Raw genomic sequence first — 23,138 nt, 5'->3', positions numbered from 1 at the left:
CTTTTGCGCGGGAACGGCGTTGCGGCTCCCTTGTGCAGAATGACTGCACGGCAGTCGCCGCGCCTTGTTCGCACGCAAAAGCGACTCGAGCGCGAGCGTGTATCATGAATCAGTGTTTCCCTAGATCCCGATGGCTCTGCTGACCCTGCGCGATATCCACCTGGCCTATGGCATGGCGCCGTTGCTGGATGGCCTGAACCTGAGCCTGGAGCCCGGTGAACGCGTGGCGGTAGCCGGGCGCAACGGCGAGGGCAAGTCGACCCTGCTCAAGGTGATCGCGGGCGCGATCCAGCCGGATTCGGGCGAGGTGGTCCGCCAGGACGGCCTGACAACCGCCTGGCTGACCCAGGAGCTGCCGCCCGGGGTCGAGGGGACGGTGTTCGATGTGGTCGCCGAGGGGCTGGGCGATGCCGGGCAATTGCTGGAGCGTTTTCATCACCTGAGTCAGGCCGCCGCCAGCGGGGATGCCGAGGCCCTGGAGAAGATGGGCCCGGTCCAGGCCCGGCTCGAGGCGATCGACGGCTGGAGCCTGCAGAACCGGGTCGAAACGACGCTCTCGCGCCTGGAGCTCGACCCCGACGCCGGTTTCAGCGCGCTCTCCGGCGGGCTCAAGCGCCGCGTCTGGCTGGCGCGCGAACTAGTGCGCGAACCGCAGCTGTTGCTGCTGGACGAGCCGACCAACCACCTGGATGTGGCTGCGATCCGCTGGCTGGAGGAATTCCTGCGCGGGAGCGGGCTCACGGTGGTGTTCATTAGCCACGATCGCCAGTTCATGGAACAGGTCGCCACCCGCATCCTGGAGCTGGACCGCGGCAAGGTGCACGAACATCCGCCCTCGATCGAGGCCTTCCGCACGCGCCAGGCTGAGCGCCTCGAGGTCGAGGCACGCCAGCGCGCCGAGTTCGATCGCAAGCTGGCACAGGAGGAGGCCTGGATTCGCCAGGGCATCAAGGCGCGGCGTACCCGCAACGAGGGCCGGGTGCGCGCCCTTCAGGCCCTGCGCAAGAAGCGCGCCGAGCGCCGCGAGCGCAGTGGGCAGGTGCGCATGCAGCTGTCCCCCGAGCAGCGTTCCGGGCGTCTGGTGATCGAGGCGGAACATGCGGACTTCGGCTACGGCGACCAGCCGGTGGTACGAGACGTGAACCTGCTGCTCCAGCGCGGCGATGCCCTGGGCATTGTTGGCCCGAATGGCGCCGGCAAGACCACGCTGCTGCGCGGGCTGCTGGGCCAGGTGGCACCGCTTGCCGGCACGGTGAAGCTGGGTACCCAGCTCGAGATCGCCTATTTCGACCAGGCCCGGGCGCGTCTCGACGAGACGACGACCGTGCAGGATGCGGTCGGCGAGGGCCGTGACCGGGTCACCGTGAACGGCGAGACCCGGCATGTGCTGAGCTATCTCGGGGACTTCCTGTTCCCGCCGGAGCGCGCGCGCCAGCCCGTATCGGCCCTGTCCGGTGGCGAGCGCAACCGGCTGCTGCTGGCCAAGCTGTTCCTGCGCCCGGCCAATCTGCTGGTGCTCGACGAGCCCACCAACGACCTGGACGTCGAGACCCTCGAGCTGCTGGAGCAGCTGCTGATCGAGTACACCGGCACGGTGATCGTGGTCAGCCACGATCGCGCCTTCCTCGACAACGTCGCCACCAGCACGCTGGTACTGCCGGGAGATGGCACGGTCGAGGAATTCGTCGGCGGCTGGTCGGATTTGCCCGCCCGCGTCACGCAGCGCCTGCTGACCCGCGAAGCGGATACCGGGGTCAGGGAGACTCCCCCCGCGCCAGCCGCTCGAGCCCCGTCCGAGTCGACGCCTGCGGCCCCTGAACCGGCGCCCCCCCGCGCCCGCAAGCTCTCTTACAAGGAATCCCGCGAACTGGAGGCGCTGCCGGGCCGGATCGAGGCGCTGGAAAACGAGCACCAGTCGCTGGCCGAGGCCCTGTCGGACCCGGAGGTGCTGCGCGACGGCGAGCGGGTGCGCGAGCTTCAGGCCCGGCTGGAGCAGGTCGAACGTGACCTGGCGGTGGCCTTCGAGCGCTGGGAAGCGCTGGAATCACCCTGATCCTTCCTGCGTCACTCGGTGTGATGTAATTCTCAAAACGGTTGGGGCTCAACTTCAGGGGAGTGCGGCCGTAACAGGGGATGAATCGTCTCTACAGGCAGCGGAATAGTCCGCTTGCGTATGCAGGCATGCGCCCGGCAGAAGGCGCTGAGGAAGGAGTCAACCCATGCTCGACAAACTCTCCATTCGGGGGCTGCTGATCGCCGGCTTCGGCCTGGTCGTCGCCATCCTGATCATCAATTCGCTGCTGGCGCTGCGTGCCCTGAATGTGGGCGGGCAGGGCGTAGCCGAGCTGACGCAGTCGGATTATCCGGCCGTCGCGCGTGTCAACCAGGTGGAGCAGCTCCTGCAGGAGAGCGCGGCCTTTCTCGGGTTCTACCTGATGAGCGAGGAAGACGAGCACCGCGATGCCTGGCTGACCGCGATGGACGAGCTGGACGTCGCCATGGATGCACTGGTCAACGATCCGGTGGTGCAGGCCTCGGACGAACTGAGCGCCTCCGCGGAGCAGGTACGCGCGAGCGTCGACGGTTTTGCCGGTCACCGGGAGCGACTGATCGAGATCGCCGAAGACGTGGCCCAGAACATGCCGGCGCAGGGTGTTGCAAACTCGCGAGCCAACCCGGCAACCATGCAGATGACGCAGCTGACCAGCACCATGATCGACGAGGAGATGGCGCGGGCACGCTTCCAGCGCTCGTTCGAGCGCCTCAACGATTTCTACAGTCTGCGCACCAACCTCCTGCAGATCACCTCGAACCTGCGCGGCTTCATCGCGTTTCGTGATGACTCCTTCGAGCAGAACCTGAGGCTGTATCTCGGCCAGACCCATGACGTGCTGGCGCGACTGCTGGAACAGTACGACGAGCTCGATTTCGAACAGCAGATCGCGGTCGAGGACTTCGAGGGGTTGCTGAGTGATCTGGACAGCGCGATTCAGGAGATCGTCCGCATCCACGGCAGCGAAGAGGCCCTGCAGGACGCGTTCCTGATCCGCACCGAGGTCGGCCCGGTCATCCTGGAGGCGCGCACCGAGTTGCAGCAGTTGTCGGAGCGGATCACCGACCGGGCCGAGCGTTCCGCCGAGGAGCTGACCGCGACCATGCGCAACACGCAGATGACCCAGGGCGTGCTCGCGCTGATCGGCGTGACCCTGGGTGTGGCCGGCGCGGTGTTCATCATCCTGGTGGTGCGTCGTGCGCTGGCCCACTCGACCGAAGCGCTGGAAGAAATCGCCGACGGTGACGGCGACCTCAGCCGTCGCTTGGACGAAGACGGCCTGCTGGAGACTGCCCAGCTGGGACGCGCCTTCAACCGCTTCACCGACAAGATCGCGCAGGCCGTGGGTAATGCCCGTAGTGGCACCGAGACCCTGAATCGCGCGACCGAGAACCTGAACCAGGAGGCCTACCAGGCCCGCGAGGCGGTCTCGCGCCAGCGCGACGAGACGGAACGCGTCGCCACCGCGATCAACGAACTGCAAAGCAGTGCCGAGGAGATTGCGCGCAACACCGACGCCACCTCCCAGGCCGGGCAGGAGGCCAGCGGGGCGGTGAACAACGGCTCCGAGGTGATGGAGAAGAACATCACCTCGATGTCCTCTCTGCTGGGCACGGTCGAACAGGCCGCCGGTACGGTTGCCAAGCTGGGCGAGGACTCCAAGCAGATCGGCACAATCCTTGAGGTGATCCGCGGCGTGGCCGAACAGACCAACCTGTTGGCGCTGAACGCAGCGATCGAGGCCGCGCGTGCCGGCGAGCATGGTCGCGGGTTCGCGGTTGTGGCCGACGAGGTGCGCAAGCTGGCGACCCGGACGCAGGAATCCACCGACGAGATCGAGAGCATGATCTCGCGCCTGCAGACCGCCACCAGCACGGCAGTGAAGGCCATGGAGCATGGCCAGGAAGAGGCCGAGACGACCATGGAGCACACCGCCGAGGTGAACGGCGCCCTGCAGCAGATCCGCCAGTCGGTGACCACGATCGTGGAGATGACCGACCAGATCGCGGTTGCCGCGCGTCAGCAGACCACCGTAGTCGAGGACATCAACCGCAACATCGTGCAGATCTCCGACGGGGCCGACCAGTCGGCCAACACCGCGGATCGGGTCAGCGCGGCCTCCGACGAGCTCAAGCAGGTCGAACGCGAGATCCAGCAGGCGCTGGCCCAGTTCCGCCTGTAGTGTCGCTGGCGCACCCCGGGCTCACGCCTCGGGGTGCGCCAGCCAGGTCTGCGCGGCCTGGCGCAGGCGCCGAATGGCCTCCCGCCGTCCGGAAAGCCCCAGTTCACGGGCGAGCGCCTCGCCATCCAGGGACTCGATGGCGGATTGCAGCAGCCTTCCTTCCGGCCCTTGCGGCGGGTGCGCAACAAGGGAGCGTCGCAGGGCAGCGCGTATCCATTCGAGTGGGCGTTGCCGCAGTGCAAAGGCCCCAATCTCTTCGATGTCCCGGGCGTGATCCCGGACGGGTACCGTGACGGTGGACGGCTGGATGGCTTCAAGGGCCCGGCGTTGCCGCCCCGTCTGATCGCGTAGTAGCGCGGCCCCGCCCTCGCGCCAGTCGCGCGCGAAAGACGCTGCGGCTGCATCGACGAGGGCGGCGGTGTCTTGTGTCATCGCCCGGATCAGTACGATCGACACCTCGCCGCTGGCGGGATCGGGTCGTTCCCCGACCCGCACCGGCCGCCAGCCCGTCTGCCCCCAGAACCGTACTAATGCCGGTTGCAGTCCGAAGCTCGTGCCGAGCAGCGCGATGTCGTGGTGTGCCGCGCATTCCTCGACTGCGCGCAGCAGGCGGCTCCCAAGTCCTCTGCCTTGCCAGGAGGGGTGTACGGCGAGCCGTTGGATGCGCCACCAGGCCCGGGTGGCCAGCGCGAACTCGCCGCGAGCCGCCAGTGTGCAGGGCAGGAAGTGTCCCTGGGGGCGCCGCTCCCCGGCCCAGACCGCTTCTGCAAGTTTGGGCGCAAGCCCCCCCTCTTTCTGGACCAGGGCAACCCCGAACAGCGCCCGGTCCTGCGCACCGACGAGCAGCATCAGGTACGCGTCAGGATCGTCCAGCCAGCGGGTCAGGTCCGACGGGCGTGTGCGATAGTGGGCGTCGGCGAGCAGGCCGGCCACGTCCTCGAGCCGACGCGCGTCACGGGCGAGCTCCTTGCCACGCAGCCAGTGAAATCTCACGGCCTGAGGGGCGGGGGCGCGACTCCTGGCCTGCATCAGGAACAGGCCATCCAGCCAGGCCTCCAGCGGGTCGCCGCTCGCCCAGCGCACAGGCTGTTCAAGCCAAATCTGCCGGATTCGGAAGCCCAGGCGCTGCAGGGCGGGAAGCGCGCGCAGGCGAAAGCCCTGTCCGCTGCCCTCGAAGCCGCCGGTGGTCGTCGCCAGCACCAGTCGTCGGACCCGTTCCGCCAGCCGCACCAGGCGGTCGACCGGAAGAGCCGCCGCCTCGTCGATCACCAGGGTGTCGGGCGGAGTGGCGAGGGCTTCGACCTGGTCGGGGGCGAAAAAGGACACTGATGGTCCCGGGTGGCATTCCAGCTGACGAAAGAGCGCTTGCACCGCACCTGCGCCTGGTGCCGTGACGATGACCGGGGCGCTGGTGCTGCGCTGGCCGGCGATCCATTCCCCCAGCAAGGTCGACTTGCCACGTCCGCGATTGGCGACCAGTGCGCCGCACTCCCCGGGGCCAAGCTCATCCAGGGTCGCGAGCCCACGCCGCTGACCTTCCGTCCAGGCCCAGGGGGGCTGGACGCCCGCGGTGGGGATTGGCCATTGTTCGACATCGTCATCCACCCAGTGAACGGATGCGTGCCGCAGGGCTTTCGCCCAGCGCCGGCCAAACGCTCCGTCGCCAGGTGGGGCGACTAGCAGCAGGAGTACGCCGCCCCCGCGCAGCAGCCCCCCGACGATGGCGAGGGCGTCCGCCGGGAGGGGCCAGGTGGCCTCGAACACGATCGCGTCGATCTCGCGTCCCAGCCAGTGACCCGCCTGCGCGGGGTTCACGCGCGCCACGTCCGCTGGTGCCCCGTGGCCGACCCAGAGCGAGCTTGTCCCACTGGGCATCCGTCCGAGCCAGGTGGCGGCTTGCTTGCGGGCCGCCTGCGACATCGGGTGGGCCAGTAGCCGCCGCCAGCCAAGGGTGGGTTTCTCCTCCGCTTGTCTCATAGAGGTCCTTGTCGCATTTCGGCGTGGCGCCAGAGATGAATCTGCGCGCCGCTCCTGAGGGTATCAACACGAGTGTCTACATTGATCCGTGTTTCCTTGTGCGGCCGCGCCGGTTCGGTCTGGGCACGATGCCCGAAGGGGAGTCTTATGGCGAGCGAAAGGGGTTCCGGTTAGCCTGCACGTTTGTTCCATCCCGGCAGGAGAAATTGCATGAGCAATGGTGTCATTGGTACAGCACTAGTGACGGGCAATTCCAGTGGTTTTGGTCTTGGACTGACGCGGGTGCTGCAGGGGCAGGGTGCGCGTGTCTACGGGATGAGCCGCAGGGGATGCCCGGAACCGGGTGTGGCGGGTGACGAGCGCGCAGATCTGTCCGACTTCGACGCCACCGCCGCTGCGATGGAACGTCTGCTCGAAGGGGTCGACGAGCTGGATCTGGTGATCCTGAATGCCGGGCTGCTGGGCCACATGCAGCGCATGCAGGACGCTCCGATGGACGAGCTGCGCCTGCTGATGGACGTGAACACATTCGCCAACAAGGTCATCCTGGACGCCCTGCTACGCCGCCGCGTGCGCGTCGGGCAGATCGTCGCGATTTCGTCCGGGGCCTCGGTGTCCGGCCATGCCGGCTGGAGCGGCTATTCGCTGTCCAAGGCCGCACTGAACATGATGATGCAGCTTTACGCCCACGAGTTTCCCGAGGACACCGCGATCAACGCCCTGGCCCCCGGGCTGATCGATACCGCGATGCAGGATTACCTGTGCGATGAGGCCGACCGCGAGGCCTTCCCCGTGCTCCAGCGGCTGAAGGCCGCGCGCGGAACCGAGACCATGCCGACGCCGGAGAAGGCCGCTGAGGCCGTGCTGGCGGTGCTGCCGCGCCTGCGCCGGACGGCGCGGGGGAGTTTTGTGGACATCCGGCAGCTGGACTAGCCAGACATCGATGCAGGAGGTATTCCAGCCGAAGCCCCTGAATGTCACGTAAATTTCTTGGAAGGCGGTTGGCTTTTGCCGGAATGCAGGCGTATAGTCGTGATCGTGGTCTGCGGATGAACGGCAACACTAGGAAGTCTCTAGTTTCTGAACCAGTGCTCCCGTTGATCTGTTGGCAGCATCCCGCGACCACATTTGTTAGTTACATTGAAGAGGTTACAAGTTGTGAATACTGGTGTTGTTAAGTGGTTCAACGAGAGCAAGGGTTTCGGTTTCATCACCCCGGATGATGGCGGCAAGGACGTGTTCGTTCACTTCTCCGCGATCAACGGTTCGGGTTTCAAGACCCTGGCCGAAGGCCAGAAGGTCTCCTTCGAAATCCAGGAAACCGCCAAGGGCCTGGCCGCCGGTGAAGTGACCGCCCTGTAAGGCGCGCTTCCCAAGGCTGACGGCCCCTCGCGGGTCGTCCAGAAAAGGTCGCCTCCGGGCGGCCTTTTTTTGTGTCCGCGCTTCTGTCATTGCGAGGCGTCGAATAACGGCCGAACAGGGCCGACGCGCCCCCCTTTTGAACGCTGCGCACGGCCGGGAGTATTCGATTGCAGTACACTGCGGGCCTTTGTGCATGGATCCGCGCTGCCCGCGATGAATCGCCTGTTCCGCTCCACCGCCGTTGTCAGTGGCATGACCATGATCTCGCGGATCATGGGCTATCTGCGCGACATGGTGCTGGCGGTCACCTTTGGCGCCGGGGCCGCCACAGACGCCTTCTTCGTCGCCTTCCGCATCCCCAATTTCCTGCGCCGACTGTTCGCCGAGGGCGCGTTCAACCAGGCCTTCGTGCCGGTGTTTGCGGAGTTTCGCGAGAAGCGCGGGCGCGAGGCCCTGCGCGACCTGCTGGATCACACCGCCGGCACGCTGATGGCCGTGGTCGCGGTGGTCACGCTGATCGGGATCCTGGCCGCGCCGCTGCTGATCTGGGTGTTCGCCCCGGGGCTCGCCACGCAGGAGGAGGGGCGGCAGGACCTTGCGGCGCAGATGCTGCGCATCACCTTCCCGTATCTGCTGTTCATCTCGCTGACCGCGATGGCTGCGGGGATCTTGAACAGCATCGGGCGCTTTGCCGTCCCCGCCTTTACCCCGGTGTTCCTGAACCTGGCATTGATCGTCGCGGCGCTGTGGCTGGCGCCGATGTTCGCGGAGCCGATCGTGGCGCTGGCCTGGGGGGTGTTCGCCGCCGGTGCCTTGCAGCTCGCCTTCCAGATCCCGTTCCTGTTGCGCGCGGGGCTGTTGCCGCGGCCGCGTTTCCGCCGTGCACACGAGGGGGTGCGGCGCATCGTCAAGCTGATGCTGCCGGCCATCCTCGGGACCTCGGTCGTGCAGATCAACCTGCTGGTGGACACCCTGGTGGCTTCGTTCCTGGTCGCCGGGTCGATCTCCTGGCTGTATTTCGGCGACCGCTTCGTGGAGTTGCCGCTCGCGCTGTTCGGCATCGCGATCGGTACCGTGATCCTTCCGCGGCTGGCGCGGCAGTACAATCAGGCGGACCCGGCCGCTTACGGGCGCACGCTGGACTGGGCCCTTCGCCTGGCGATGCTGGTGGCCCTGCCCTCGATGGTCGGCTTGGTCGTACTCGCGGTCCCCATCCTGGCCACGTTGATCCAGTACCAGGCCTTTACCCAGTGGGACACCTACATGGCCGCGATGGCGCTGGCCGCGTATGCACTGGGTCTGCCGGGCTTCATCCTGATCAAGGTGCTCGCCCCGGGGTTCTTCGCCCGCCAGGACACCAAGACCCCCGTGAAGATCGCGATCATCGCGATGCTCGCCAATATCGTGCTGAACGCCGCGTTCGTGCTGCCCTGGTACCTGTCCGGTATCCCGGGCGCGCATGCCGGGTTGGCGCTGGCCACCTCGGCCTCCGCCTACATCAACGCGGGTCTGCTCTATCGCGGGCTGGTTCGAGAGGGGATCTATCAGCCGGGGGCCGCGCTGAAACGCCTGCGCGTGGGGTTGCCGATCGCGCTCGGGGTGATGGCCCTGGTACTGGCCGCGCTGTCGCCGTCGTTCGGGCAGTGGACCGACTGGACGGTCAGCACGCGTCTGCTCGCGCTGACCGGTCTGATCACGGCCGGGGCTGGCGCGCTGCTCCTGACGCTGCTCGCCGCAGGGCTTCGCCCCCGACACTTCCTGTTACGGGAGGCCAGCGAATGATGCCGGGGCGCTTAGGGAAACAATGGTTAAGGTACACGCTCGCGTTGGTACCCCAGGTTCCCCGATCCTGCGTTGCGGCACTTGCCGGTAGAACCACTACCGGCTGCGCCCCGCGCCTGGTCTCGGAAAACCTGGGGTGCCAACCCCGAAGGGGCTCGGCCTCCCGTTGTTATCAATAACGGGCGTGCGCACAGCGTTGCGGCTCCCTTGTGCAGAATGACTGCACGGCAGTCACCGCGCCTTGTTCGCACGCAATAGCGACTCGAGCGCGAGTGTGTACCTTAATCATTGTTTCCCTGACGGGTTATACTCGCGATTTTGCGCAGGATCGGGGCGATGCGGCTGATTCGCGGCCTGGGGCCGTCCGACAGCAGGGCTTCCACGGCAGCGGCCGTGCATGGCGCGGTGGTGACCATTGGCAACTTTGATGGTTTCCATCGTGGCCATCAGGCTGTTCTGGGGCGCCTGCTCGAGGCGGCGCAGGATCGCCAGGCGCCGTCGGTCCTGATGACCTTCGAGCCGCTGCCGCGCGAGTACTTCGGCAGCCGGCCCGAGGCCCCGGACCCGCCCGGGCGCCTGCAGCGCCTGCGCGACCGCCTGATCACGCTGGGGGATACCGCGCTCGAGGCCGTCTGGATCCTGCGCTTCGATGCGCAGCTGGCCGGGCTGTCGGCGACCGCCTTCATCGAGGAGGTGTTGCACCAGCGCCTCGGCGCGCAGCATGTACTGGTCGGGGACGACTTTCGCTTTGGCCGTGGCCGCGAGGGCGACCAGGCCTTCATGCGCCGCGAGGGCGAGCGCCTTGGCTTCAGTGTCGAGGGTACCCCGACGGTCGCGGATGCCGAGGGCCGGATCAGTAGCACCCGAGTACGCGCGGCGGCGCTGGACGGCGACTTCACGCGCATGGCCGAGTTGCTGGGCCGGTCCTACCGACTGCACGGGCGGGTCGCGCACGGCGACAAGCGCGGCCGTACGATCGGCTTCCCCACCGCGAACCTGCGCATGGGGCCCTGGCCGCTGGCGCTGCGCGGGGTCTATTCCGGCTGGCTGCGCCGCGCCTCGGGCGAGGCCCTGCCGGCAGTCGCCAATATCGGCTGGCGGCCGACGGTGGCGGGTACCGAGCAGCGCCTGGAGGCGCATGTGCTCGAAGGCAGCCCCGACCTCTACGGCGAGGCCGTGTGCTTCGAGCCGATCGCGCAGGTGCGCGGCGAGCAGCGCTTCGACGGGTTGGACGCCCTGCGCGCGCAGATCGCGCGCGACGTCGAGACGGCCCGCCAGCAAATTGCAGAATTCAGCTGAAACGCGGCCCCGAGGGCCGATCCGGAAAAAACATGGCACGCAAACCGGCACCGCCGAATCCCTACAAGGACACCCTTAACCTGCCCGAGACGGCCTTTCCGATGCGCGCCGGCCTCGCCCAGCGCGAGCCGGAGTGGCTGGAGGCGTGGAAGGCGGAGGATCGCTACCAGCGCCTGCGTGAGCACTGCGCCGGGCGCCCCCGCTTCGTGCTGGCCGACGGCCCGCCTTACGCGAACGGTTCGATCCATGTCGGGCACGCGGTCAACAAGATCCTCAAGGACGTCATCGTCAAGAGCCGCACCCTGTCGGGCTTCGACGCCCCCTACGTGCCGGGCTGGGACTGCCATGGTCTGCCGATCGAGCTGAAGGTCGAGCAGAACCTGGGCAAGGCCGGCCGCGACGTGGATGCCGCGACCTTCCGCAAGGCCTGTCGCGAGTACGCGCAGGAGCAGGTCGACGGCCAGAGCGCGGACTTCCAGCGTCTCGGCGTGCTGGGCGACTGGGACCATCCCTACCTGACGATGAACTATCAGGTCGAGGCGGACACCGTCCGCGCGCTGGGTCATATCTTCAAGCGCGGCCATGTGCAGATGGGCGAGAAACCGGTGCACTGGTGCGTGGACTGCGGCTCGGCGCTGGCCGAGGCCGAGGTGGAGTACGAGGACAAGATCTCGCAGGCGATCGACGTGCGCTTCCGCGTGATCGACGACATCGACTTCCTGCGTCGCTTCGAGGGGGCCAAGGACTCGCGTGGCCCGATCAGCGTGGTCATCTGGACGACCACGCCCTGGACGCTGCCGGCCAACCAGGCCGTGGCCCTGCACCCGGAGCTGGACTACGCGCTGGTGCAGCTGGACAACGAGCGCCTGCTGCTGGCCGAGGCCCTGGTCGAGGACTGCCTGGCGCGCTACTCGCTGGGAGAGGGGGCCGTGGTCGCACGGGTCAAGGGCCAGGCCCTGGAGGGCCTGACACTGCAGCACCCGTTCCTCGAGCGTGAGGTGCCGCTGATCCTGGGTGACCACGTGACCACCGAGACGGGTACGGGCGCGGTGCACACCGCCCCCGGACACGGCCAGGAGGACTACGCGGTCGGCCTCAAATACAGCCTGCCCGTGCACAACCCGGTCGGCCCCGACGGCCGCTTCCTGCCGGACACGCCGCTGTTTGCCGGCGAGAACGTGCACCAGGCGAACGGCCATGTGATCGACGCGCTGAAGGAGCGCGGCGCACTGGTCGTGGCGGTGAAGTTCGAGCACAGCTATCCGCACTGCTGGCGGCACAAGACGCCGATCATCTTTCGCGCCACGCCGCAGTGGTTCATCAGCATGGAGCGCGCCGAGCTGCGCGCGGACGCGCTGAAGGCGATCGCCGATACCCGCTGGATGCCGAACTGGGGCGAGGCGCGCATCCACGGCATGGTGGTCAACCGCCCGGACTGGTGCATCTCGCGCCAGCGCAACTGGGGCGTGCCGATCCCGTTTTTCGTGCACCGCGAGACCGGTCGGCTCCACCCGCATACCCCGGAACTGATCGAGCTGGTGGCGCAGCGTATCGAGCAGGCGGGCATCGAGGCCTGGTTCCAGCTCGACCCGAAGGAGCTGCTGGGCGACAAGGCCGATGACTACATCAAGCTGAACGACACCCTGGATGTCTGGTTCGACTCCGGTGTGCTGCACAGCACCGTGGTGGAGAAGCGCCCGGAACTGGGCGGGCTGCCGGTGGACCTGTTCCTGGAGGGCTCGGACCAGCACCGCGGCTGGTTCCAGTCGAGCCTGCTGACCAGTGTCGCGATGCGTGGCGAGGCCCCGTACCGGGCCGTGCTCACTCACGGCTTCACCGTGGACGAGAAGGGCGAGAAGATGTCCAAGTCGCGCGGCAACGTGGTCGCGCCGCAGGAGGTCGTCTCCACCCTGGGGGCGGATATCCTGCGCCTGTGGGTGGCCGCGACCGACTTTTCCGGCGAAATGGCGATCTCCCAGGGCATCCTTGACCGCACGGCCGACGCCTACCGCCGCATCCGCAACACCACGCGCTTCCTGCTGGGCAACCTGAACGGCTTCGACCCGGCCGAACATGCGCTGGAGCTGGACGAGCTGCTGCCGCTGGATCGCTGGATCGTCGCGCGCGCCCTGCAGGTGCAGGAGCAGGTGACGAAGGCCTACGACGACTACCTGTTCCACCAGATCTACCAGCGCGTGCACAACTTCTGCTCGGTGGAGCTGGGGTCGTTCTACCTCGACGTAATCAAGGACCGCCAGTACACCACGCAGGCGGACTCGCGCGCGCGGCGTTCCGCACAGACCGCGCTGTATCACGTGGCCGAGGCCCTGACCCGCTGGGTCGCCCCGATCCTCACCTTTACCGCCGAGGAGATCTGGCAGCTGCTGCCGGGCGAGCGCGCGGACAGCGTGCTGTTCGCCACCTGGTACGAGGGCCTTGCCCCATTGCCGGAGGGGGCCGAGTTCTCCAGCGCGGACTGGGACGGCATCCTCGAGGTGCGCACGCATGTTGCCCGTGCGCTGGAGCTTGCGCGCAACGAGCACGGGATCGGGGCCTCGCTGAATGCCGAGATCGAGGTCTACCTGCCGGCGGGCTCCGCCGCCCATGGGCGCCTCGCGCGTCTGGAAGACGAACTGCGCTTTGTGCTGATCACGTCCGAGGCCCGGCTGGTGGACGGCGCGGCCCCCGAGGGGGCGCATACCGCCGAGCTGGAGGATGGCACCGCCATTGGCGTAGTCGTCCACAAGAGCGAACATGCCAAGTGCGTGCGTTGCTGGCACCGCCGGCCGGATGTCGGCCAGCATGACGCCCACCCCGAGCTGTGCGGGCGCTGCGTGACGAACGTGGAGGGCCCGGGCGAGACCCGGCGCTTCGCCTGATGGGGCTGGCGCAATCGGGCCTGCGCCCGGGGCTGCTGATCGCGGTCGCGGTTGCGCTGCTGGACCAGGTGACCAAGTGGTGGGCAGAGAATGCCCTGACCCTGTACGCGCCGGTCGAGGTGACGTCGTTTTTCAATCTCTCCCTGGTCTACAACCCGGGGGCTGCGTTCAGTTTTCTGGCCGGCGCCGGGGACTGGGGGCGCTGGTTCCTGTCCGGCGTGGCGGTCGTGATCGGGTTGCTGATCCTCTGGTGGCTGGCACGGCTGCCACGCCAGGCGCGCTGGTCGGTCACCGCCCTGGGGCTGGTGCTGGGCGGCGCGGTCGGCAATCTGATCGATCGCATCGCCCATGGCCGGGTAATCGATTTTCTCGATTTCCACTGGGCCGGCTATCACTGGCCGGCGTTCAATGTGGCCGATATGGCCATCGTCGTCGGCGCGGTCACCCTGATCGTGGCAACCTTTATTGAAGGTGACCGTAGCGGGTCACCAACGGATTCGCGGGAGTAAGGCATGACAACGGTAACCAAGGGCGCGACGGTGGAGATGCACTACCGCCTGATCCTGGACAGCGGCTTTGTCGTGGATGGCACCGACGAGGAGGCCATCCGCCTTGAGGTCGGGGCGGGCGAGATCCTGCCCGGTCTGGAGGACCTGCTGGTGGGTCTGGAGCCCGGCGATCACCGGGAATTTGCGATCGAGGCCGGGGCCATGTTCCCGTTGCGGGATAATGCGGCGGTGCAGACGATGCCCCGTTCACAGTTTCCGGCGGACATGCCGCTGCAGAAAGACTACATTTACGAGTTCACCAGCCCGTCGGGTGATGCGGTCCCGGGCCGCATTGAAGAGGTCGGCGACGAGAGCGTCACCGTGGATTTCAACCACCCCCTGGCCGGGCAGTCGTTCACCTTCGAGGTGGATGTGGTATCGGTTAGCGAACCCCAGTAGTTCGCGGGAGCCACTATGAGTATGCAGGTCCAGCTCGCCAATCCGCGCGGTTTCTGCGCTGGGGTCGAGCGCGCCATCGAGATCGTCGAACGCGCGCTGGAGATCTACGGCGCGCCGCTCTACGTCCGCCACGAGGTGGTGCACAACCGCCATGTGGTCGGGCGCCTGGAAGCGGCCGGCGTGAAGTTCGTCGAGGAGCTGGACGAGGTCCCCGATGGCCAGGTAGTGATCTTCTCCGCCCACGGCGTGCCCAAGCGCGTGCAGCAGGAGGCGGAGAACCGCGGCCTGACCGTGTTCGACGCGACCTGCCCGCTGGTAACCAAGGTCCACCTCGAGGTCGCGCGCTATGCCCGCCAGGGTCGCGAAGTGGTGTTGATCGGCCACGCCGGCCACCCCGAGGTCGAGGGGACGCTGGGCCAGTTCGATGACACCCAGGGCGGGCGAATGATGCTGGTCGAGACCGTGAATGATGTCGCCAGCCTCGAGGTCGCCAACCCCGACCGCCTGGCCTTCGTCAGCCAGACCACGCTGTCGATGGACGACACCGCCGAGATCATCGACGCCCTGACCGCGCGCTTCCCGAAGATCGAGGGCCCGCGCAAGATGGACATCTGCTACGCGACCCAGAATCGTCAGGATGCGGTAAAGGACCTGGCGCAACAGTGCGATCTGCTGCTGGTCGTCGGTTCGAAGAACAGCTCCAACTCCAATCGCCTGAGCGAGATTGGTGCCCGCCTGGGCGTCGAGTCCTACCTGGTGGATGGTGCGGCTGACGTCGATCCGGCCTGGCTGAAGGACAAGCAGCGTATCGGCGTGACCGCCGGCGCCTCCGCCCCCGAGATCCTCGTCAACGAGGTGCTGGACTTCCTGCGCGCCCAGGGCGTCGAGGTGGTCTCCGAACTCTCCGGTCGTGAGGAGACCATCACCTTCTCCATCCCCTCCGCCCTGCGCCGCGAATCCGCCTGACTGGCCCCGTTTTTTCCGGTGCTGCTATTGGCACCATGAAGCCCACGAAGGCCGCCGCGCAGTGGCGATTTCCGCATGTGGCCCCAGTGCCGGATCGGCTATGCTCGGCGCTGCACCCCGCTACCCTTCGTGATCGCGAGACATAGATGATTGAACGTCCCCGCTTTCGCCTCAGCATTCGCTGTCCTGACCAGCACGGGATCGTCTCGCGTATCGCGGCGGCCATTGCCGATACCGAGGGCTGGATCACCGAGGCCGCCCAGCACACCGACGAAGAGGCGGGCTGGTTCTTCATGCGCTGGGTGTTCTCGCTGCCCGCCGATGGCGAGGCCCTGCTCGAGCAGCGGCTGGCCTCTCTGGCGCCCGCGCTGCGCATGGACTGGTGGCTGAACAATGCCGACACCCGTCCACGCGTCGTGCTCCTGGCCTCGCGCGAGCCGCACTGCCTCAGCGACCTGCTGGCCCGCTGGAGTACCGGCGAACTGGCGATGGAGATTCCCGCGATCCTCTCGAATCATCGCGATCTGGAACCACTGGCCGCCTGCCACGGCATCCCGTTCGAGCACATCCCGGTACCGAAGGATGATCGCGAGGCCGCCTTCGCCACGCTCCAGCAACGCCTGGCCGTCCTGGAACCGGAGACCATCGTGCTCGCGCGCTACATGCAGATCCTCCCGCCGGGGCTTTGTGCGGAGCATCCCGAGCGCATCCTCAACATCCATCACAGCTTCCTGCCCTCGTTCGTCGGTGCCCGTCCCTATCACCAGGCCTTTGCCCGCGGGGTCAAGCTGATCGGAGCGACTTGCCACTACGTGACCGACGAGCTGGACGCCGGCCCCATCATCGAGCAGGACGTCACACGCATCCGCCACGACGACGGTGTGCAGGACCTGATCCGCAAGGGTCGCGATGTCGAGCGCTGGGTCCTCGCCCGTGGCCTGCGTTATCACCTCGAGGGCCGCGTCCTCACCCACGGCAACAAGACCATCGTCTTCGACTGACCGCCTTTCCGGGGCTGAGTATGGCCCTCCTTATCGTCGCCGAGCGGGTGAGTTATTGCATGCCCGGAATGCCCGTCGCGCCGCGCGCTGCGCGCTATCCTTGAGGGGGTTGGTAACGGGGCTGGAGGGCGCGGCATGTGGGGATGGGGACACCTTCTTGAGGGCCGTCGATGGCCCGTCCGTTGCCAGCGCCCGCGGGCCCCGTTCTGGATGGCGATACCGCTTGCGCTGGTCGCCCTGGTGCTTGCGCCGGGCCAGGCGCTCGCTGATCCGCTGCCCGACACGGCCGAGCGGGTGAAGGCCTCGGTGGTGAGTATCGCGACCTATCAGCCCACCCGCAGTCCACGCGCCCAGTACCTCGGGACCGGCTTCGTCATCGACGATGGCCGTCTCGTGGTCACCAACGATCATGTCCTCCCCGGAAATCTGGACCAGGACAACCGGGAACGTCTGGTGGTGGTGAGTGGCCAGGGTCGGGACAACACGATCCATCATGCCGAGGTCGTAGCCCGAGCCGCGAGCGATGACCTGGTCCTGCTGCGTATCGCCGCACCCTCCCTTCCCGCGCTGCAACTTGGCAATTCCAGCCGCGTGCGGGTTGGAGAAGAGGTCGCGTTCACCGGCTATCCCATCGGCATGATCCTGGGGCTCTACCCGGCCACGCATCGCGCGGGCATCTCGGCGATGACCCCGATGGCGATCCCGGCGCGTCGCGCCGCGGAGCTGGATGACAGCCGCATACGCGCCCTGCGCAATGCCCCGCCGATGGTCTTCCAGCTGGATGCCACGGCCTACCCGGGCAACAGTGGCAGCCCCCTGTATCGCAAGGACACCGGCGAGGTGATCGGGGTGATCAATCAGGTCTATGTCCAGGGCGGGCGCGAAGCGGCCGTGCGCAATCCAAGCGGGATTACCTATGCCATCCCATCGGACCGTATTCGTCCCCTGCTGGAACAGTACCGCTCGCAGGCGGGTGGTTAGGGAGACGCTGATTCAGTCGCGCGTTCGCATTCGCACGGCGTTGCGACTCCCTAACCGTGCTGTTCCGGCTGCGGCTGGGCCGTGGCCGTCTCCGGTTTCTCGGCCAGGAAGGCCTTGTGGAACAGGTGTCGCGCCAGCAGGCCGGCCGGCATCTTGAGCCAGTGCCCACGCAGAAACAGCATGCCCCGCGCGACCGCATCGCGGCGGGGGGTGATCGAGCCGGCGCGCGTGTGCAGTCCGTGTACGAACGACCATCGGCCAAGTCCCCGCAGGGCAATGCCCGCGCGTGCCCGGGCCAGCCGTTTCACGGGCTCGGCCGGGATTTCGGTCAGCAGTAGTCGGTTTGCGGTCCACAGCGCGCGCTCCGCCATCCAGGCGATGTTCAGGGCCTCGGCCTCCGCGACGAAATGCTCCCAGAAGGCATCGCCGTCACGTGTGCTGAAATGGCGGAGCAGCACATGGATGTCGTAGAGGTCGCGCAGGCCCCGGTCCCATTCCGTCTCCGAAAACAGGTGCACGATCGCGTGGAGGACCAGGTGCGCCGGGCACAGGATCCGGAACCGGAACGGTTCCGGGAGTGCCTGGCTTTGCTGCCGCAGGCGGGCGGGATCGGGATGGCCGCGAAAGGTCTCCGGCAGGATGTTGTGGTGCAGGTCCAGCGTGGTGCCGCGGTTCTGGTGCACCAGTGGCGGCAGTTCGTGCATCCACTCGCGGTAGTAGCGCTGGTCGTAGACATTGTGGTGCGTGCCCGACCAGCCCTCGAAGAACAGGAGCTTCTCGGCCCGCTCCACCTCGTTGCGGGGAAAGAGGAGATCGATATCGTTGGCCAGGCGCCCGCGCGCGTTTGGCAGCCCGGCCGCCAGGTAGGCCGCCCCTTTCAGCACAACACCCGGGCTCATCCTTGAGAGCAGCCCGTCCGCCAGGCCGTGCAGTTCCCAGACCAGTGCCCGCGATCGATGTTCGGCGATCAGGGCGGCTCCCCAGAGGTGGCTGGCCACTGGTTCCGGCAGGCCTTCCGCAAGACCCGCGTCGTCCGCGAGGTGCCAGAGCGTACCCAGCAATGCGCTCTCGCGTGCGGCCGCCAGCAACGGGGCCCATTCGGCCGTCGTGCGCTCGGCCATGCTCTCTGGCCGTGCCAGGGCCAGGCGCAGTGCGGTGTCAGCGTCCATCGGCCAGCCTGTCGAATTGCTGCATGGCCTCGTCCAGACGGCTGTAGGTAAAGTCAAAGCATGCGGACTCTTCGGCCAGTCGCCCGGCACTATGAAAGGCTCGCGTGCCCAGTGCGGCGTAATTGAAGGCGTTGGCGATCAGCTGCATGAACCCCGAACCCGCCGCGCGCGGTTTCAGCTGAATGGAGGCGCCCGGCCGATAACGCGGGAAGACGATCCACCCGGGTCGGGCGGTCTCGTGACTGCGATGCACGGCATCCGTCGGCGGGCGCATGTGCGCCACAGCCCCTTTCAGCGTATCTGCGATCGGCGTACTCAGGACGGCCGATGGACAGGACTCGCGTATCACCCGGATCGAGTCGTTCTTCAGACTCACCGGCCGCGCAGGCCCGGATACCTCGTTGGTCGCCAGGTCCACCAGCACGGATTCATCCGTCAGCAGGCGCCAGCCGTGATGGGCCAGGGCCGCGCAAAGCGTGCTTTTCCCGGCGCCCGGCGGGGCGGGGAGAATCAGGGCCTTCCCGTTGCGTTCCAGGGCCGCTGCGTGCAGCACCAGCCGATATGGCACCTGATTGGCGATGCACCAGTTCAGCCCCCATTCGAGCATCGGGTATGCCTGCTGGCAGGCCAGAGGCTTGAAGACGCTGCGCCGGTCGGAAAGAAACAGGACCTGGGGCCGATAGAAGCGGCGGTGGGAACGCGGTGCGCGCAGCTCGCAGTGGAAGTCGTAGAAACTCGAGTTGTCGGCTACTTCGAAGTCCCGGTACAGCGACTCGATGCCCCGGGCCACGCTGGCGATGGGACTCTGGATGCGGCTGGTGAAGGGGCCGGTGCGCAGATAAAGCCCGCGGCCCGCCAGGCTTTGCTGGAGTCGGGCCAGCCCGAGATCGGCGATCCGCATCAGTGGCGGCCCCGGATCAGGTCGGCACTTTGCAGGCTGGACAGCCAGCGCCCCAGTTCGACGTCCGTGCCATCCGCCGGCAGGCCGAGCTGCCGGGCCAGTTCGGCCTCGTCCATCGCCACGCCTGCAGTCAGGCAGTCCATCAGCGCGGCGGCCGCGGGCGTCAGCAGGTGGGTTGTGCCGGCCCCGGGATGAAAAACAACGCACTCCTGCCCCAGGGTGCGCTGCTGCAGCCCGTCAGTCCGTTGCCACCTGCGGCGCGACATATGATTCCCCCTGGTGTCCAGCCATTACGCAAGACCGAATGGCTCAGGCGGATCCCCAGCTCGGGAGGCCCATGGTGTTTTCCAGGAATCGGTATACCTGTTCCGGGTACAGGCGGTCACCACCATCGGTCTCGTAGTGGCCATTCTCCAGCGTGTCGGTGACGATGTCCCGCACCAGACGTTCGGACAGCGGGTACCCGTTGGTGTACTTGGCATTCAATAATGCGGCGGTGCCGTAGCGGATCACTTCACGCTCGGCTGCCCCCTGCACATCCAGTACGAACACCGAAGCGGAGACGGCCCCGATCATGGTGAGGTCCCCCTCCTCTTCCTGGAAGCCCCGGCTCACGCCCGGGAAGCCATAGTTCGAATCGAACAGGACCCCGGACTCCACAGCCACACGCCACTCCGGGTGGCTGTGGAAGGATGCGCTGTTGAACAGGTGGCCGCCGCCCTGACTGCTGGCGCTTACATTGCTCGCATGGCTGGCGTGGGTCGGGTCATAGCCCCCGCTCCAGTAGTCCGGCGAGTGGCCCCCGCAGTCCTGTGGCCCATCGTGGCGTGACACATTGCCGGACGCCCAGCCCGAAGGCATGCAGTTCGCGCCGGCCGCCTTGAGCGGCGACGCGTGCAGGGTCATCAACAAGGGGGTCGCACCGAGCATCGCCCGGCTCAGGCGGCGTCGGCTCTGGCCGTGTGTATCCAGCCTCTCCTGGCGACGGTTCGGATCCTGGTTGTCGTTTTGTTCCATCGCGTCCCTCCAGAATTATCGGGACCGGGCCTTGGTTGGAGTGGTATCGCGTCAAGGGAGACGCGGGCAGTCCAGGCCTCTTGGCTTGATCCTAGTCCGGGTCACCCGGGATTTCGCATTCGGTCGCTGAATTTGTGTATGCCGCACGCATTCGCGACGACAACCAAAACACAGAGCAATATCTATACCCCAAATCAGCAGCGGTGTAATCCACTGTTTGGAAGGCTTTTTCTAATACCAGGGAGCCCACGAAGGTCTACGGCTCGAAGGAAATGTAAAGCACACTGACACTTCGGCGGTGAGGGTGTGCCGGTACGGGAGGGGCCTGTGCGGCGGTGTCACAACTCTTTACACCGGCTCCCTTCGCGCACGCAGGATGAACGAATGGCACAACCGTTCCGCGAGCCACGGTGATGTTCTCCACAGGGCCTTGGCCCAGCGACTCTCCATGGGCTCCTGGAGCCAGCGCAGCCGTCCCGGGACCAGGGGCAGCCAGTAACATGACGCCGGCTGCAGGCCGACCGCACGTGCTGCCGCCTGCAGGGAGTCGCGGGTCTCGTATCGCAGATGCGGTGCCTTCCCGGCCCTGATCCGCCGGCGCTCCTGCAACACGGTGGGCCATGTCCTGGCGTTCAGTGCATCGACCCAGATCTCGCCGCTGGGGCGCAGGACCCGGCGCATCTCCGCGAGGGCCGGGCGAGAGTCGGCCAGCGCCTGCATCACCCCGAAGCAGAGCACGCCATCAAACTCGCCATCGGCGAACGGCAGGCGGTGAACATCCGCCGCGAGCCAGTCGATCGCGGTGGGGCTGCGCTGCCGGGCCTTGTGCAGCGAGGGGGCGGAGTAGTCCAGCCCGACCGGGCTGCGGCCCTCGGTGTGGAGCAGCCGCGTATAGGTGCCGGCCCCACAGCCGATATCCAGCCAGTGCGCGCCCGCGGGTCGGGCCTGTTGCCAGAGCGCCTGGAACTGGCGTACCCGACTGGCCAGCCCGGTGGGCGTCCAGCCCGCGATTGACGCGTCGTCGTCGCACTGGCTGCCGCGCTGGGTAAAACGCTGGCGCCAGCGCTGCTCAAAACTGGAGTTCGTCACGTTGTTGTTCCCGCTGTGATCGTTCGGTGTTGACTGTAGACCGCGCTGCCAGGCCCGGCGCCGAGGCGGATGGCTGGACCCGACGCCGACCCGTGGCAGCGGGTTCGATGGTGATGTGTGTCATGAAGTGCAGTATTGCCGCCATGGTCCAGGCGGCCGCGGGGGCCAGCACCAGGCTGGCCGGGTCGGGCCGCAGCCCCACGACCAGCAGCTTGCCCCCTTCCACCAGAAGTGCCACGAGCAGCGCGCCCAGTGCCGCGAGCCATTGCAGCCGGCGGGCATCCAGTGGGCGTCGGATCTGCGCCAGCCATATCAGTGCGCCCAGCGGCAGATACATGGCCACATGCAGTGCCGCGCTGCGCATCGCGACCGTCTCGCCGACGAAGTAGTGGTAATAGAACGGCCAGAGATTGAGTTGATCCCATTGTGCCGCTACGGCGTCCCGGTCCCAGTGGTAGGGACCCAGGTCATGGTTCAGGGCGAGCAGTGCCGCCCCGTACAGCGGGGCCGCAATGACCAGCAGCGGGAGTGCGGTGCGACGCAGGGCGTGCATGGCCTGCCGAGGTGAAAGGTATGCGTACAGGAGCATCCCCACGATGAATCCGGTACCCCGCAGTACTGCCGAACGACCCTCCGCAATCCCCGACAGCGTGGCGAGATTCAGGGCTTCCAGCAGGGTGGCCAGCAGCGCGGCGAGGGTCAGCAGCAGGGCCCAGTTCGCGTACGGCAGCCGCCTTAGTCCGTACGCGAGCAGAATTCCGACCGGCACACTGGCCGCAAGTGTCAGGCCCAGTTCGGAGATACAGCGAAGACCGGATGTACAAGCCCCGTCAGCGACCCACAGGCCCCATGCGCTGGAGCCGAGACGCTGGCTCCACTCGGCGGTGGACAGCACCAGGTCGAACGGGGCCAGGCCAATCACGACGTACAGGATTGCGTAGGCGATCAGGACCGCGATTGCGGTGGTTCGACCGGGGTTCGCCAACTGGCTCCGCCAGTTGAGCATCGGCCGGCGAAGCCCCCACCACATCAGGGCCCCGACGACCGCACCGAGAAAGTTGCCTGCGATGTCCGCCCCGGCCGGATGGCGATAGGGCAGCCAGACCTGAAGAAACTCCACCGTTGCCGTGGTTGCCAGCCCGACAAGCGCGACCAGCGCCAGGGCCCCCAGTCGCCAGATGGGGCCATCGCGGCCATGGGTGAGCCAGGCCATCCAGAAAAAGCCCAGCGGCATGAACATCATGACATTGGCCATGAACTGGGCGCGCCCGCTCGTGCCGGGCCCCTGCAGGCTCATGTCGCGGTAGAGCGACCACGCCTCCTCCAGGCTCACCTCGCCGAACTCGAACGGCAGCAGGGTGAGATAAAGGGCAAAACCGAGCGACAGCCATGCCCCGATGACACAGGTCCGAAAGGCCAGTGGTTCGCGCGTGTGCATCATGGTTTCCTGCGCTGGCGCATGGTCTAACCTGACAAGGGGGCGTATACCGGAGTATGGCCCCGCCAACAGACACGGAACCGCCTCGCATCACG

At 67.0% G+C, this 23,138-nt stretch carries 19 protein-coding genes; 12 read left to right on the top strand and 7 right to left on the bottom strand.

What is annotated here, in order from left to right:
• Positions 1–130 precede the first annotated feature (130 nt).
• On the top strand, positions 131–2,053 hold the full coding sequence (locus tag F623_RS0101295; protein ID WP_018861100.1) for an ATP-binding cassette domain-containing protein: 1,923 nt from the start codon (positions 131–133) through the stop codon (positions 2,051–2,053).
• A gap of 166 nt (positions 2,054–2,219) precedes the next feature.
• Complete coding sequence (locus F623_RS0101290) at positions 2,220–4,235, top strand: methyl-accepting chemotaxis protein (RefSeq protein WP_018861101.1); 2,016 nt, start codon at positions 2,220–2,222, stop codon at positions 4,233–4,235.
• 21 nt (positions 4,236–4,256) lie between these two features.
• Here F623_RS0101290 and F623_RS0101285 read toward each other — a convergent pair whose 3' ends face one another.
• The gene (locus F623_RS0101285; protein WP_018868131.1) at positions 4,257–6,212 is read right to left on the bottom strand and encodes a GNAT family N-acetyltransferase; all 1,956 of its coding nucleotides are present in this window, start codon (positions 6,210–6,212) and stop codon (positions 4,257–4,259) included.
• Positions 6,213–6,422: 210 nt separating this feature from the next.
• On the opposite strand from F623_RS0101285, the gene F623_RS0101280 reads away from it, so the two are divergent.
• The 10 genes from F623_RS0101280 to F623_RS0101235 all read left to right on the top strand — a co-directional run bounded on the left by F623_RS0101280 (position 6,423) and on the right by F623_RS0101235 (position 17,429).
• The gene (locus F623_RS0101280; RefSeq protein WP_026278615.1) at positions 6,423–7,145 is read left to right on the top strand and encodes an SDR family NAD(P)-dependent oxidoreductase; all 723 of its coding nucleotides are present in this window, start codon (positions 6,423–6,425) and stop codon (positions 7,143–7,145) included.
• A gap of 225 nt (positions 7,146–7,370) precedes the next feature.
• Positions 7,371–7,574, top strand: a complete 204-nt coding sequence (locus F623_RS0101275; RefSeq protein WP_018861104.1) for a cold-shock protein — start codon at positions 7,371–7,373, stop codon at positions 7,572–7,574.
• Positions 7,575–7,787: 213 nt separating this feature from the next.
• The gene (murJ, locus tag F623_RS0101270) at positions 7,788–9,356 is read left to right on the top strand and encodes a murein biosynthesis integral membrane protein MurJ (RefSeq protein WP_018861105.1); all 1,569 of its coding nucleotides are present in this window, start codon (positions 7,788–7,790) and stop codon (positions 9,354–9,356) included.
• Between the two features lie 336 nt (positions 9,357–9,692).
• Positions 9,693–10,655, top strand: a complete 963-nt coding sequence (ribF, locus tag F623_RS0101265; RefSeq protein ID WP_018861106.1) for a bifunctional riboflavin kinase/FAD synthetase — start codon at positions 9,693–9,695, stop codon at positions 10,653–10,655.
• Between the two features lie 32 nt (positions 10,656–10,687).
• Complete coding sequence (ileS, locus tag F623_RS0101260) at positions 10,688–13,534, top strand: isoleucine--tRNA ligase (protein WP_018861107.1); 2,847 nt, start codon at positions 10,688–10,690, stop codon at positions 13,532–13,534.
• Positions 13,534–14,043, top strand: a complete 510-nt coding sequence (gene lspA / locus F623_RS0101255; protein ID WP_018861108.1) for a signal peptidase II — start codon at positions 13,534–13,536, stop codon at positions 14,041–14,043. The genes ileS and lspA overlap by 1 nt, the downstream gene beginning before the upstream one ends.
• Before the next feature lie 3 nt (positions 14,044–14,046).
• Positions 14,047–14,481 carry a peptidylprolyl isomerase gene (locus tag F623_RS0101250; RefSeq protein WP_018861109.1) on the top strand — a complete coding sequence of 145 codons (435 nt, stop codon included), beginning with the start codon at positions 14,047–14,049 and terminating at the stop codon, positions 14,479–14,481.
• 15 nt (positions 14,482–14,496) lie between these two features.
• A complete protein-coding gene (ispH, locus tag F623_RS0101245; RefSeq protein ID WP_018868132.1) occupies positions 14,497–15,447 on the top strand; it encodes a 4-hydroxy-3-methylbut-2-enyl diphosphate reductase in 951 nt (316 codons plus the stop codon).
• Positions 15,448–15,593: 146 nt separating this feature from the next.
• Positions 15,594–16,448: a formyltetrahydrofolate deformylase gene (gene purU, locus F623_RS0101240; RefSeq protein ID WP_018861111.1), complete on the top strand. Its 855-nt coding sequence runs from the start codon at positions 15,594–15,596 to the stop codon at positions 16,446–16,448.
• A gap of 210 nt (positions 16,449–16,658) precedes the next feature.
• A complete protein-coding gene (locus tag F623_RS0101235; RefSeq protein ID WP_018861112.1) occupies positions 16,659–17,429 on the top strand; it encodes a S1C family serine protease in 771 nt (256 codons plus the stop codon).
• Positions 17,430–17,479: 50 nt separating this feature from the next.
• On the opposite strand, the gene F623_RS0101230 is transcribed toward F623_RS0101235, so the two are convergent.
• The 6 genes from F623_RS0101230 to F623_RS0101205 all read right to left on the bottom strand — a co-directional run bounded on the left by F623_RS0101230 (position 17,480) and on the right by F623_RS0101205 (position 23,046).
• The gene (locus F623_RS0101230; protein WP_018861113.1) at positions 17,480–18,598 is read right to left on the bottom strand and encodes a nucleotidyltransferase family protein; all 1,119 of its coding nucleotides are present in this window, start codon (positions 18,596–18,598) and stop codon (positions 17,480–17,482) included.
• Entirely contained in the window at positions 18,588–19,499 is a 912-nt protein-coding gene (locus tag F623_RS0101225) for an HprK-related kinase A (protein WP_018861114.1), read from the bottom strand. Before F623_RS0101225 ends, F623_RS0101230 begins: the two co-directional genes overlap by 11 nt.
• The gene (locus F623_RS0101220) at positions 19,499–19,765 is read right to left on the bottom strand and encodes an HPr-rel-A system PqqD family peptide chaperone (protein ID WP_018861115.1); all 267 of its coding nucleotides are present in this window, start codon (positions 19,763–19,765) and stop codon (positions 19,499–19,501) included. Before F623_RS0101220 ends, F623_RS0101225 begins: the two co-directional genes overlap by 1 nt.
• A 43-nt stretch (positions 19,766–19,808) precedes the next feature.
• Positions 19,809–20,516, bottom strand: a complete 708-nt coding sequence (locus F623_RS0101215) for a hypothetical protein (protein ID WP_018861116.1) — start codon at positions 20,514–20,516, stop codon at positions 19,809–19,811.
• 348 nt (positions 20,517–20,864) lie between these two features.
• Complete coding sequence (locus F623_RS0101210; RefSeq protein ID WP_018861117.1) at positions 20,865–21,605, bottom strand: class I SAM-dependent methyltransferase; 741 nt, start codon at positions 21,603–21,605, stop codon at positions 20,865–20,867.
• Entirely contained in the window at positions 21,586–23,046 is a 1,461-nt protein-coding gene (locus F623_RS0101205) for a VanZ family protein (protein WP_026279342.1), read from the bottom strand. Before F623_RS0101205 ends, F623_RS0101210 begins: the two co-directional genes overlap by 20 nt.
• Positions 23,047–23,138: the final 92 nt, after the last annotated feature.

The sequence above is a fragment of the Thioalkalivibrio sp. ALD1 genome (genome assembly GCF_000381245.1).
Classification (GTDB): domain Bacteria; phylum Pseudomonadota; class Gammaproteobacteria; order Ectothiorhodospirales; family Ectothiorhodospiraceae; genus Thioalkalivibrio.
This window is presented reverse-complemented; position numbering and strand designations above follow the sequence as displayed.